Annotated in this window: 6 protein-coding genes; 2 read left to right on the top strand and 4 right to left on the bottom strand. The window is 60.5% G+C overall.

Annotation, left to right across the window (positions count from 1 at the left end):
• The first annotated feature begins 153 nt into the window (after positions 1–153).
• Positions 154–6,102 (top strand): choice-of-anchor I family protein, encoded by a 5,949-nt coding sequence (locus H7847_RS17810; protein ID WP_227270829.1) that lies wholly within the window; start codon positions 154–156, stop codon positions 6,100–6,102.
• 712 nt (positions 6,103–6,814) lie between these two features.
• Here H7847_RS17810 and H7847_RS17805 read toward each other — a convergent pair.
• Together H7847_RS17805 and H7847_RS17800 are read right to left on the bottom strand one after the other, a co-directional pair.
• The gene (locus H7847_RS17805) at positions 6,815–7,759 is read right to left on the bottom strand and encodes an aminotransferase class IV (protein ID WP_227270828.1); all 945 of its coding nucleotides are present in this window, start codon (positions 7,757–7,759) and stop codon (positions 6,815–6,817) included.
• A gap of 60 nt (positions 7,760–7,819) precedes the next feature.
• Positions 7,820–9,274, bottom strand: coding sequence for an aldehyde dehydrogenase family protein (locus tag H7847_RS17800; protein ID WP_227270827.1), 1,455 nt, complete (start codon positions 9,272–9,274; stop codon positions 7,820–7,822).
• Between the two features lie 203 nt (positions 9,275–9,477).
• Here H7847_RS17800 and H7847_RS17795 point away from each other — a divergent pair, with 203 nt between their 5' ends.
• Complete coding sequence (locus tag H7847_RS17795) at positions 9,478–11,469, top strand: DEAD/DEAH box helicase (RefSeq protein ID WP_227270826.1); 1,992 nt, start codon at positions 9,478–9,480, stop codon at positions 11,467–11,469.
• Between the two features lie 61 nt (positions 11,470–11,530).
• On the opposite strand, the gene H7847_RS17790 is transcribed toward H7847_RS17795, so the two are convergent.
• The gene (locus H7847_RS17790; protein WP_227270825.1) at positions 11,531–12,796 is read right to left on the bottom strand and encodes an ABC transporter permease; all 1,266 of its coding nucleotides are present in this window, start codon (positions 12,794–12,796) and stop codon (positions 11,531–11,533) included.
• Positions 12,793–13,599 carry a taurine ABC transporter ATP-binding protein gene (locus H7847_RS17785; RefSeq protein ID WP_227270824.1) on the bottom strand — a complete coding sequence of 269 codons (807 nt, stop codon included), beginning with the start codon at positions 13,597–13,599 and terminating at the stop codon, positions 12,793–12,795. Before H7847_RS17785 ends, H7847_RS17790 begins: the two co-directional genes overlap by 4 nt.
• Between the last annotated feature and the right edge of the window lie 4 nt (positions 13,600–13,603).

Here is a 13,603-nt window from a genome sequence, read left to right as displayed (position 1 = left end):
TAGCCACTACCCATTGGGGTATCAATTGGCGGGTGCAAGGCCTGCCGTCGCGGCGCGGCATTTCGGTGAAAACACCGGCTGCGCTTTTCACATGCCCCGACATGAACATGAAACCGCCCGAACCGGGCGCACTATTTTATAGGGGACCAATTGATGACCTTCACGCTTCAGATTTTGCACGCGTCAGACCTCGAAGGCGGCTTGGACGCGATCGAAAACGCTCCGAATTTCGCCGCCGTTGTCGATGCACTTGAAACCGATGCACAAATGATCGGGGCAAGCTCAATCCTGATCTCTGCGGGTGACAACTACATTCCCGGCCCATTTTTCAACGCAGGCGGCGACTTCAGCCTCGCAGCGACCTACGAGGGTTTTTACAATGCATACTTCGGCCTGATTGACGAAACCGTTTTGGCTCCCACAACGGACACAAACGGTGACGGCTTTTTTGACAACAGCGAAATCGAAGCGCAGATCACCGCCGGGCTGGTTACGTTTGACACGGTCTATACGACTGACCTCAACGGCGATGGTTTCAAGGATTATTTTGAAGAGATCGATACCAGCGAAGGACGCGTTGATATCGCGCTCATGAACGCGATGGGCTTTGACGCCACAGCCATCGGTAACCATGAGTTCGACGCCGGCACCGACGCCTTTGAGAACATTGTCAACTACGACAGCGAAGAAGGGAATTCCCTTTCCTCTGGCCGCTTCGGCACGCCGAACTTCCTGCAGGAGGTCGACACCCCCGGCGCACAATTCCCCTATCTCAGCGCCAATCTCGACTTCTCCGGTGATTTTGACCTGGGCCCGCTCTTTACGGATGAAATCCTGCCAAGCTCCGACTTTGTGTCCGACCTGCTGAGCGCACGCGAAGACCCGGGCGACCCAACCGTCACCGGGGCCGACAGCAACGACAGCAAGCTGGCGCGGGCGACCTTTATCGAGGTCGACGGCGAACAGGTCGGCGTCATTGGCGCGACGACACAGTTGCTGGCCTCCATTTCCTCGCCCGGCACCATCGATGACGTGTCAAACCCCGGTGCAAACGATATGGCAGCATTGGCGGCCACGCTGCAGCCAATCATAGATGACCTGATAGACGGGGCCGATGATGTGGCAGGGACCGGGGATGATATCAACAAGGTCGTGCTGGTCAGCCACCTGCAGCAATTCGCGCTGGAGGAGGAACTGGCCGCGCTGCTGAGTGGCGTCGATGTCATCATCGCGGGGGGCTCTGATACCCGCTCCGCCGACAGCCAGGACCGGTTGCGGCCGGGGGATACGGCGGATCAGCCCTACCCTGCGATTGTCACCGGCCTCGACGGCAATCCCACGGCCATCATGTCCACCGACGGGGAGTATTCCTATGTCGGACGTCTGGTGGTCGGGTTTGACGACAGCGGTGTGATTGTTCCTACTTCCGTGGATGAAACCGTATCGGGCACCTTTGCGACCGACGAAGAAGGTGTTTTGGAGGTCACAGGGACCGAAAGCCTTGAAGAGGCCATTGCCGCGTCGGATACGGCAACGGATGTCGCCCGATTGACGGATGCGGTGACCGGTATCGTCACCCGCCTCGACGCTGACATCGCCGGGGAGGTTTCGGTCTTTCTCAATGGCGACCGCGCCTCGGTGCGGACGGAAGAGACGAATTTCGGCAACCTCACGGCGGACGCAAATCTGGCCGCGGCGCAGGCTGTCGATACAGAGGTGCTGGTCTCCATCAAGAATGGCGGTGGCATTCGCGCAGCCATCGGTGAGCGGGTCGACAACGGGGACGGCACATCCACGTTGCTGCCCACAGCGGCCAACCCGGTCTCTGGCAAAGAGGCGGGCGAAGTTTCTGAGCTGGACATCGACAATGCACTGCGGTTCGACAACGGCCTCGTCACCGTTGAGCTGACGCCGGAAGAGGTGAAGATCGTGCTGGAGCACGGCGTTGCCGCCACCGAGAAAGGGGCAACCCCCGGTCAGTTCCCGCAGGTGGGCGGGATTCAGTTTTCCTTTGATCCCATGGGGGCCGCACAGATTCTCAATGATGATGGCAGCGTCGCGGTGGCAGGCACACGCATCCAGAACGTCAACCTGATTGACGCGACCGGACGCCCGACGCAGGCCCTGATCCGCGACGGAGAGGTCGTGGAGGCCGCCCCCGCTTCCCTCAAGGTTGTCACGCTGGACTTCCTCGCTGATGGCGGCGATGGTTATCCGTTCGTCAACTTCTCGGATGTCACCGACCTTGGAATCGGCGAACAACAGGCGTTATCCGACTTCCTGACCGAGGGCTTCCCAAAGGACGGCGCCGAGACCTTCGATATCGCCGATACGGATGCCGCCGCAGATCAGCGTATCCAGAACCTTTCCCTGCGCGATGACACCGTAGATTTCCCCGTCGCCAGCGAAGCGTTGCTCTTTGCGGTCGCCGCAGAGTTCGAAGGCAGCGGCGCCTCGGAAGTCGTCGCACACGAAGCGGGCAGGCTTTATGTCACCAATGGTGAGATGGGACGCATCGATGTCTTCGATATCGCCACGCAGACCCAAGTGGATGCAATCGATCTGCAGCAGGTGGACGGGTTCGACGGGCTGCAATCGGTTGCGGTGAAAAACGGCGTTGTCGCGGTGGCGATCTCGCGCGCGCCGGTGGAACAATCAGTCTTTGGCGAGACCGTGTTCTTGTCCCAACCCGGTATTGTCGCCTTCTTTGACGCTGGCACCGGCGAGCTTCAATCGATGGTCGATGTGGGTAACCTGCCGGATCAGTTGACGTTCAACGACGCCGGCACCCGGCTTTTGGTTGCCGGCGAAGGAGAAAAGAACGACGACAGTGACAATGATGATAACCCGCTGGGCACGGTAGCGGTGATCGACGTCACGGATCCTGTCGCGCCCAACGCGGACCTTCTCGACTTTACCAGCTTTAATGGTCTGGAAGATCTGGCCCGCGCGGCAGGGATCCGCATTCAGGACGGCGTGAGCTTTGCCGAGGATCTTGAGCCTGAATACATCGCCGTCAGCCCGGATGGCACCAAAGCGTTTGTGTCCCTGCAAGAGAACAACGCCCTTGCGACGATCGATCTGACCACCGGCGATATAAGCGACATCTTCTCTCTCGGCACGGTGGATTTCAGCAGTGACAGCGCGCTCGATCCGAAGGATGAAGGGGTGATCGACATTCGCAGCTTTGACAATCTGGTGGGCTTTCGCATGGCCGACGCCATCGCCAGCTTTGAGATCGGCGAACAGACCTTTATCGCCACGGCCAACGAAGGCGACAGCCGTGGTTTCGACGAGGACCAGGTGGAGGACCTTGTCGCGGACGGTCTGGTCGATGAGAGCGTGGACACCACCGGGCTGGAGCGGCTGGAGGTCTCGACAGTGGATGGCGATACCGATGGTGACGGCGATATCGACGTGCTGCACACCTTCTCTTCGCGGTCCTTCTCGATCTTTGATGCAGAGGGCAATCTGGTCTTTGATTCCGGGTCCGAGTTCGAAGAGATCATTGCCAGCATCGCACCGGACCGGTTCAATGATGACGATGGGGATGGGAACGAGGACCGGTCTAACGCCAAGGGCCCAGAGCCCGAAGCCATCATCGTGGGCGAGGTCGAGGGTGCGACTTACGCCTTTATCGGGCTGGAGCGGGACAGCGGCATCATAATCTACGACATTAGTGACCCGGCGCAGGCAAGTTTTGTGAATTACATCCCGCCCCGTTTTGTCGACACGGCGGAAGAGGGCGAGGTGGCCCGCCACGCGCCTGAAACCATCGCCTTTATCCCCGCAGAGGACAGCACCAGCGGTGTTGCGCAAATTGCCGTCGCCTATGAGGTCTCGGGCACCACGGTTGTCTACGATCTGACCCCTGCCGTGCCCACCGTTGCCATCTACGACATCCAGGGGGCAGGCCACGTGTCTGCCTTTGAAGGTCAGCAGGTCAAGACCACCGGCATCGTCACGGTCGTGGATCGCGACGGCTTTTACCTTCAGGATGCCGACGGTGACGGGGATGACGCAACCTCTGACGCGCTCTTTGTCTTTACCGGAAGCAACCCCACGGTTGCCGCCGGGGACGAGATCAGAGTTCAGGGCACCGTGACGGAGTTCATTCCGGGTGGAGCCGGGTCAGGCAACCTTTCAACCACACAGATCAGCAACGCGGACATCGAAGTCCTCAGCGTGGGCAACGCCCTGCCAGAGGCAACCGTCCTGGGGTCCGCCGGTCGAACGCCGCCCACGGAAATCGTGATCTCGCCAGAGGAGCTGCCGGTCAACCTCCAGACCGATCCCGGCACATTCAATCCCGAAACCGATGGGATCGATTTCTACGAAAGCCTCGAAGGGATGCGCGTGACTGTCGACAATCCGACGGCGATCTCGGCCACCAACCGTTTTGGCGAAACATGGGTTGCCGCCGATGACGGCACTGGTGTCACATCGCCCACGGGCGGGTTGAACGAGCGCGGCGGGTTGAACATTAACGCGGACGCAGATGGGCTTGGGGATCTCAACCCTGAACGCATCCAGATCCAGTACGACACTGATCTGCTGCCGGACGGGTTCGCGCGCTTTGACATGACAACCGGCGATGATCTCTCGAACATCACAGGTGTTGTGGGCTACGGCTTTGGTAACTTCGAGGTTCTTGTGACAGAGGCGTTTGAGATCGAGACGCCCAGCGACAACAACGCCTCGGTGACCGAGATCGAGGCGGATGAGGACCGCCTGACCGTGGCCACCTACAATATCCTGAACGTCACAGCCGCAGAAGCCGACGGCGATGCGGATCAGATTGCGCAACTGGCCAGCCAGATTGTGAACAACCTTGGTGCACCTGACATCCTGGCCCTGCAGGAGGTTCAGGATGACAGCGGTGTTGCGGACGACGGAACCCTCAGCGCAGAGCAGACGCTACAGGCGATCGTCGATGCCATCGCAGAGGCCGGTGGCCCGGTGTATGAGTTCACCAGCGCAGTTGTCGATGAGGATGGGGAGAATGGTGGCGTGCCGGGCGGCAACATCCGCAACGCCTTTCTCTACAATCCGGACCGGGTCGAGGCAAAGGAGTTTGTCACCCTCGAATCCGACAAGCTGGCCGACCTGGGTGTGACCAACGCAGACGCCTTCGAGGGCACACGCGATCCGCTGCTGGGGGTCTTTGAATTCAATGGCCAAGACGTGACCCTCATCAACAATCACTTCAGTTCACGCTTCGGCTCCACGCCGATCTTCGGCGGACAACAGCCCTTCGTACAGGCCGGTGAGGACGCGCGTGAGGCACAATCGCTTGCCCTCAACGAAGTCGTGGACGCGCTTCTGGCCGAAGACAGCGATGCCAAAATCTCGGTGCTGGGGGATCTGAATACCTTTGAGTTCACCGATGAGTTGACCGAAGATCTGCCCGGCACTGGCAAAGAGCAGGTGCTCACCAACCTGATCGACCTGCTGGAGGGGGATGAGGCCTATACCTTCTCCTTTCAGGGCAACAGCCAGGTGCTTGACCACATCTTTGTCACCGATGGCCTGCTTGAAGGCGTGCAGGTCGATATCGTACATGTAAACACCGACTTCAGCGACCCGGCCTCGGATCATGAACCGGTGGTGGCCAGCTTCCTGATCGACCAACAGAGCGAAGAAGGCGAAGTTCTGATCGGCACCCGCGGGTGGGACCTGATTGACGGCACTGGAGGCGACGACATCATACTGGCAGGCCGTGGCCGCGATTTTGTCTCGGCGGGCAAAGGCGACGATGTGGTCTTTGGCGAACGTGGCCAGGACACGCTCAACGGCGATGAAGGGGATGACTTCATCAGCGGTGGACGCGGGCGTGATGTGATCGATGGGGGCGAAGGCAACGACTGGCTCCTCGGTGGACGAGGTGCCGACGTCTTCATCTTTGCCGGTCGCTTCGGAAATGACGTGATCGAAGACTTCAACGCTCGGCAGGATATCTACAGTTTTGTCGGAAACAGCCCCGGCGATCTGGCCTTTGAAGAGACCGACGACGGCATACTGATTACCGCGTCGGGCGATGCGGTTGGCACCGTTTTGCTTGCCGATGTCTTTGACTTCAACGCGGACCTGTTCTTGTCGTAACGCCGTGGCGGGTCCTTCAATCGGAAAACCCCTGCGCAGCCCCGGTCGCGCAGGGATTTTCTGTGCATGAGAAATATAAACGGCCACCGCGAAAGAAAGTGATCCATCGGTAGCATGTTGGCACTTTCAAAGCCCCACAGAGTGCCCTTACGTCTGTTGCTCCGCAGAAGATAGACGCGGGCAGGTTGCGCAAAAGGCCACCGGGGAGGGCGCTTTTCACAGGGCAGAGGATCGAAATGAGCAGAATACTCCCGGGGCTCAAATGCATGGGCCCGCTTTGCCCCGAGTATCTTGGCAAAGAACCCGGCATGCTTGCTGATATTGGCCGCAATACCCAAGACCAAGAAAGCGCGTCCGATAATGCCAAGCTCTCTAACCGCGTTGTGCATCATCGCCTCTAGGAAATCCGCGTTTCTGGGAATGCTGGACTGAACATCGTGAGGCGCGGCATTCAGCAGGTGCAACTGACCAGCCGGCCCCGCTGATTGATTTTCAATACCCTGTCGTCTGGCAGAGTTGCGCCGCGCTTCGCGGCGATTAGAATAGCCAGCTTTCTGTAAAGCGGCCTCAGCCACTTTTGATCGATATTCTGCCTCTTCTGGTCTACCGTGATCTCTGGTTTATCGAGCAAATCGCGCGACGCTTTATGCTGGCTGCAAGGAACGTAGCGATGCGCCGTTCACCGAAAGCCGCTGCCAAGGACGTTGGCAAGCTATGACGACACCCCCTTCTTGGCATTGGCCTTCACATCCTCAGCGATCCAGTCCTTGTAGATCTTGCGAATCCGTTGAGTGACAGGTCGTCCGCCATCGCCGATGGGTTTGCCGTCGATCTCTGCCACGGGTGTCTGAGCGCCGAATGTCCCGGTCAGAAAAGCCTCCTCTGCACCGTAAGCTTCATAGAGCGAGAAGTTCTTTTCAAAGACCGGGATTTCATTGGCGCGGCAGATATCGATCACCTTTTGCCGGGTGACACCGTTCATGCAGTAATCACCGGTGGAGGTCCAAACCTCACCGCGACGCACGATAAAGAAGTTGCAGGCATTGGTGGTGTTCACAAAACCATGTGGGTCGAGCATTAACCCCTCATCCGCGCCCGCCTGTTCCGCCTGCAGGCAGGCAATCACGCAGTTGAGCTTGGAATGGCTGTTGTATTTTGCATCCTGCGCCATCGGCACCCCGCGGATTTGCGGGACGGTCGCGAGCCGAATGCCGCGGTCTTGCAGGGCGGCGGCAGGTTTGGAATGCTCCATGATGATGACCAGCGTGGGTCCGGTGCGGCTCAGCGCGGGATGCTGGAACGGCTTGGCCTTGAGCCCGCGCGTCAGCATAAGGCGGCAGTGTACATCGGTTGTCATTCCATTGGCTTGTGCCGTTTTGCGCAAGGCGTCCATGATCCCGGCGCGGTCCACGCCCACCTCCAGCGACACCGCTTTGCAACTGTCAAAAAACCGGTCCATGTGGTCGTCAAAAAAGCTCCAGACCCCGTCGTGGAGCCGCAGGCCTTCCCACATCCCATCGCCAAGCATGAACCCGCTGTCATAAACCGAAACCTTTGCGTCATCCCGGTGCACGATATCTCCGTTGACGTAGATCTTGATGTCACGATTTCGGATGTCATCATCCGCGTCATGGGTGGTGTGGTTATCGGTGCTCATGCGGTTTCCTCTTGGCCGGTCCGGGCTGCATGCAAGCAGGTTGGCCCAGGCGGGGCAAGCCTAGCCATGCAAGGCCGCCACCGTCTTGAGTGTGGAAAACCCATAAAGCGCCTCGAACCCTTTTTCACGGCCATGACCTGAAAGCCCCCTGCCGCCAAAGGGCAACTCTACCCCACCGCCCGCACCGTAGTTGTTGAGAAAGACCTGACCAGCGCGCAGATCCCGCGCCAACCGCATCTGGCGTGCGCCATCGCAGGTCCAGACAGAGGCCACCAGCCCGTATTCGGTACCATTGGCAATCGCCAGCGCATCGGCCTCGCCTTCAAACGGGATGATCACCTGCACCGGGCCAAAGATTTCCCGCTGCGCCAGGGCATGATCCGGCGGCACGTCAACAAAGAGCGTGGGCCTGACATAGGATCCCGCCTTTGGCGCCTGTGCCGTGATCGTGCCCTGCGCCGCGATCTGAAGGTCTTCGGCCTGCTTGATAAAGGTCTCCACCGTTTGTTTCTGCCGGTCAGAGATCAGCGGCCCGAGGTCAAGGTCATCCATCGCCGCCCCAACCTTAAGATTGTGGTAGCGATCAGTCATGGCGGCGACGACCTGGTCGTAGACGCCGCGCTGGACCAGAATACGCGACGAGGCGGAACAGGTCTGGCCGGCATTCTGAATACCGGCATTCACCAGAAACGGCAGGGCCGCATCGAGATCGGCGTCATCAAAGACGATCTGCGGGGATTTGCCGCCCAGCTCCAGCGTCACGGGGACGACGTGTTCGCCCGCCGCCTGCTGCACCTGTCGGCCCACGGCGACCGACCCGGTAAAGGACAGGTGATCGACATCGCTGTGACCGGCGAGCGCCGCACCGGCCTCGCCACCCAAGCCCGGAACGATATTGAGCACACCGTCCGGCAGCCCGGCCCGGCGCGCAAGTTCCCCAAAGGCCAAGGCTGTCAGGCAGGCTTCTTCGGCGGGCTTCAAGACGCAGGTGTTCCCCATGGCAAGCGCCGCACCGATGGACCGGCCGATGATCTGCATCGGGTAGTTCCAAGGGATGATATGGCCGGTCACCCCATGGGGTTCGCGGAGCGTGTAGACCGTGTATCCGTCCATGTAAGGGATCGTATGACCATGCAGCTTGTCCGCCGCCCCGGCATAGAATTCCATGTACCGGGCCAATGCAATGACATCGATACGCGCCTGTTTGAGCGGCTTGCCCACGTCCATCGCCTCGACCCGCGCCAGCAGGTCGGCGTTGTCCAGCACCAATTCGCCGATCCGGTAGAGCAGACGCCCACGCTCTGCCGCCGAAAACCGCGCCCACGGCCCTTGCAGCGCGGCGCGGGCCGCGCAAACCGCCGCGTCGACATCCTCTGCACCGCCTTTGGCAATGTCGCACAGCGTCTCGCCGACAGACGGGTTTATCAGGGGCAGGGTCTCGTTCGAGAGAGGTGCCCCCCAGGCGCCTCCGATCAGACAGAATGCCGTGTCAAGGTCGAGTGGCCGGATGGGCATGTAAACTTCTCCTTACGCACTGGGCCTATCTTGGCTGTTTGACAGGCTGAGGCCAAGAGAAATGCACAAAAACTGTCACTCTTTCCTGACAGCCCCCTGACCTACCGAAAAGAGCATCGACTCTTTCCCGCCAAAAGCATAACGACACGCGACAAGGACCGCGCCCATTGCGCCCCGCGCGGCCCAAGACCATAGGACACCCCGTGATACAGACCCTTTCAGATGCGCTGGCCGACAAAGGCTATGAAACACTGACGCCCGTGCAAGAGGCGGTGACTGACCCCGCCCTGGGGGACCGCGACCTGATTGTCTCTGCCCAGACCGGCTCCGGCAAGACGGTTGGTTTTGGTCTGGCGATTGCGCCGACGCTGCTGGGAGAGGGAGAGGTTTTTGGCCCGGCAGCCGCACCGCTTGCACTGGTGATCGCCCCCACCCGAGAGCTTGCCCTGCAGGTCGCGCGCGAGCTGTCGTGGCTCTATGCCAAGGCCGGGGCCACCGTCATCTCCTGCGTGGGCGGGATGGACACACGGACCGAGCGGCGCGCGCTCGACCGAGGAGCGCATGTGGTTGTCGCCACACCGGGCCGCTTATGCGACCATATCAAACGCGGCAACATCGATCTGTCGGATTTGCGGACGGTGGTGCTGGACGAAGCGGATGAGATGCTGGATCTGGGCTTTCGTGAGGAACTTGAGTTCATCCTGGATGAAGCGCCCCAGGATCGCCGGACGCTGCTGTTCTCGGCAACGGTCCCCAAGGCCATCGCCAAGCTGGCCGAGAGCTACCAGCGCGATGCCAAACGCATCGCCACCACCAGCGAGACGCGCCAGCATGCGGATATCGAATACCGCGCGCTCAACACCCATCCGCGTGACATCGAAAATGCCATTATCAACGTGTTGCGGTTTTATGAAGCCAAAAACGCCATCGTCTTTTGCAACACCCGCGCGGCGGTCGCGCGACTGACCACACGATTTACCAACCGCGGCTTTTCGGTCGTGGCCCTGTCGGGGGAGCTGACCCAGTCTGAGCGCACCAACGCTCTGCAAGCGCTGCGCGACGGGCGCGCCCGTGTTTGCGTGGCCACCGATGTGGCAGCGCGCGGGATCGACCTGCCGAACCTGGAACTGGTGATCCACGCCGATCTGCCGAGTAACGCCGACACGCTTTTGCACCGCTCGGGACGCACAGGGCGGGCGGGGCGCAAAGGCGTGTCCGCCCTCATCGTGCCCCCGAAACTGCGCACCAAGGCGAACCGGCTGCTGGGCTGGGCCAAGCTCAAGGCCGAATGGGCCGATCCGCCCTCCTCAGCCGAAGTCAATGCACAGGACGAAGCGCGCCTGCTGGCTGACCCGGCCTGGACGGACCCAATCCCCGAAGACGCGCAGGCGTTCGTTGCGCAACTCACACAACGCTTCTCTTCAGAGCAACTTGCCCAGGCCTTCGTCAACCTCTACCGCGCGCGCCAGTCCGCGCCCGAAGAGCTCTCGGACCCGGCGCAACCCGATGACCGCCCCAAGCGGTCCTTTGGGCCGTCAGTGTGGTTCTCGGTCTCCATCGGGCGGGACAAGGGGGCTGATCCACGCATGTTGCTGCCGATCATGTGCAAAAAGGGCAATCTGACCCGCGACGACATTGGCGCCATCCGCATCCAGCAGGATCAGAGCTACGTCGAAGTGCTGGCCAGGAGTGCCGATGCCCTGATCTCTGCCGTAGGGGCCGATGGCGCGTTGGAGCCCGGGATTTCACTCACACGTTTGGATAAAGCGCCGGACCTCGGTCGCCCGCCCGCCGGGGGAAAACCTGCACGCAAGGACCCGCGCCCGGATAAACCCCGTCCGTCCGCAGCCAAACCTGCAAAACCGCGTACCAAGGATCATTGGTCAAAAACCAAACCCGCGCCGGAGAAGCCCGAAGCCCCGGCACGCAAAACCTCCAAACCCAAGCCGGTCTGGACCCGCGAGGCTCGAGATACGGCAAAGTCGGACCGCAAAGCGCGCGATCAGGAGAACCGGGGCGACAGACCCGACCAGGATCGGGACAAGCCGGGGCCAAAGGCGAAAGCCGCCCGCCCGAAAGACGCCTCTGCCGCAAAAAAACGCGCCTCGGACACATCCAAGCGGTTCGTACCCCCCCATAAACGTGGGCAGAAACCCACCAAAGGCCCGAACGCGAAACCGCGCCGCAAGTCCTGACAAAACGAAAAAAACGGGCCCAGAGAAGGGCCCGTTTTGCTTTGAATGAAGGTGCGCGACCTCAGCCTTTACCTTTCCAGGGGACCAGCAGGCGTTCGGCCCAGCGCATCAGCATGTCGATCCCGAAACCGATGACACCGATCAGGATGATGCCCATGATGACGATGTCCGTGTTCTGGAATTTGGACGCGGTCATGATCATCATGCCAGCGCCCTGTTCGGCGGCGACGAGTTCTGCCGCAACCACCGTGCCCCAACAGACCCCCATCGCAACCCGCGCGCCCGTGAATATCTCGGGCAGCGAGTTCGGGACAATGACGTAGCGCATGATCTGCCACTTACTGGCGCCCAGCGAATAGGCTGCATGAACCTTGGAGATATTGACGCCAGAAACGCCGGATCGCGCGGCAATGGCCATGATCCATAAGGCGGCCAGGAAGAGCAGGATGATCTTGCCGGCCTCCCCGATCCCGGCCCAGATGATGACAAGCGGAATCAGCGCCAGAGGTGGCACCGGACGCATGAACTCCACAATCGGATCGAACCACCCCCGGAACCAGTTGCTCAAGCCCATCGCATAGCCCAGCGGAATACCCACCAGCGCCCCGAGCATAAAGCCCACCACAACCCGGAAGAGCGAGTAGCCCAGATGCTCCACCAGTGTGAAGTTCCGGAAGCCTTCCCCTGCAATGGAAAGCGTGCGGGTCCAGACCTCTTCGGGGGCCGGTAGATAGAGCGGTTCCATCTGCCAGCCGCGGTTTGGCTGGAAATTCGGGGTCCCGCGGTCGCTGAGCGTCACGGTTCCGCCCTCAACGGCCACGGATTGACCCGGTGCGATGCTTTCGCCGTTGATCGCCACGACCTGAACGCCGTCGTCACGGCCCAGCTCATCGTTCCGGTCCACCGTAATCAGGCCGGACCGCCACTGGGCAATCGCTGCGGAATCGTTTTTGGCAAACCCCTCGCCAGGATCAACTTCGGGCGCGTCTGTATCCTGCTCACGCGGGTGCACGACAACCGTTACGGTGGCGTCGTCCGATCCCTGATCGCCTTGCGCCGTGTAGGTAAAGGTCGTGGTACCCTCGTAGGGACCCGGCGCATGCAGAAAGCCCGGCAGGAGACTGGAGCCCGTGAAAATCCCCCACATCAAAAAGATGGTCAGGATCGAGATTATGCCCGCCGCACGGTTCGGTCGCACAGCACTTTCGTCGCCAAAGGTCACGGTCTTGAGCGAGGTGTAGTCTTTGAGGCCCGCCCCCTGCACGACCTTTGTCACGATAAAGAAGGCGGCTACGAAGATCGCCACATACATCAGCAGAGGGATCATGCCGCGTCCTCCTTGGCGCCCATAATCTCTTCTTCCATGTCCCAGATCATGTTCAGGATCTCTTCGCGTCGCGGGCCGAACTCGGGGTGTTTCTTCACTTCCCGCAGGTCGGAATCGACACCCAGATCAGCAAAGGGCAGGCGGTATTCCTTGTGGATACGCCCGGGGCGCGGCGCCATCACGATCAGCCGCTCGCCCAGCAGCAACGCTTCCTCCACCGAGTGGGTAATCAGGATGATCGTCTTGCCGGTCTCCTTCCAGAGCTTCAGAACGAGGCTCTGCATCTTCTCGCGGGTCAGCGCGTCCAGCGCACCCAAGGGCTCGTCCATCAGGATGACATCCGGATCATTTGCCAGACAGCGGGCCAGAGCCACACGCTGCTGCATACCACCGGAAAGTTCATAGACCGCCTTTTCCTTGAAATCCTGCAGACCTACCACGTCGAGCAGGTGGTCGACTGTTTTGTCCTTTTCGGCCTTTGGCATGCTTTTCATCGAGGGGCCAAACGCGACGTTCTCGCGGACGGACATCCACTCGAAAAGCGCGCCCTGCTGGAAGACCATGCCGCGCTCGGCATCCGGGCCGGTGATCTTGTGGCCGTTCAGGATCAATTCGCCCGCTGTCGGCGCCAGAAAGCCCGCCACGATATTGAGCAAGGTCGTCTTGCCGCAGCCAGACGGCCCCAAGACACTCAGCAACTCACCTGCCTTGAGGTCGAGCGAGACATCTTGCAGTGCCTGCACGTGGTCGCCACCCGGCAACTCGAAGCGCATCGATAAATTCTCTATGGATAATCCGATCATGAGG

Source organism: Roseobacter weihaiensis (genome assembly GCF_020622345.1).
GTDB classification, from domain to species: Bacteria; Pseudomonadota; Alphaproteobacteria; order Rhodobacterales; family Rhodobacteraceae; genus Roseobacter; species Roseobacter weihaiensis.
The sequence above is the reverse complement of the archived record's forward strand: the minus strand, read 5'-3'. Positions and strand labels throughout refer to the sequence as shown.

Excerpts from the sequence above, each read along its gene's own strand:
- H7847_RS17790 (WP_227270825.1), bottom strand. The coding sequence starts at position 12,796 with ATGATCCCTCTGCTGATGTATGTGGCGATCTTCGTAGCCGCCTTCTTT.
- H7847_RS17785 (WP_227270824.1), bottom strand. The coding sequence starts at position 13,599 with ATGATCGGATTATCCATAGAGAATTTATCGATGCGCTTCGAGTTGCCG.
- H7847_RS17805 (WP_227270828.1), bottom strand. The coding sequence starts at position 7,759 with ATGAGCACCGATAACCACACCACCCATGACGCGGATGATGACATCCGA.
- H7847_RS17810 (WP_227270829.1), top strand. The coding sequence starts at position 154 with ATGACCTTCACGCTTCAGATTTTGCACGCGTCAGACCTCGAAGGCGGC.
- H7847_RS17800 (WP_227270827.1), bottom strand. The coding sequence starts at position 9,274 with ATGCCCATCCGGCCACTCGACCTTGACACGGCATTCTGTCTGATCGGA.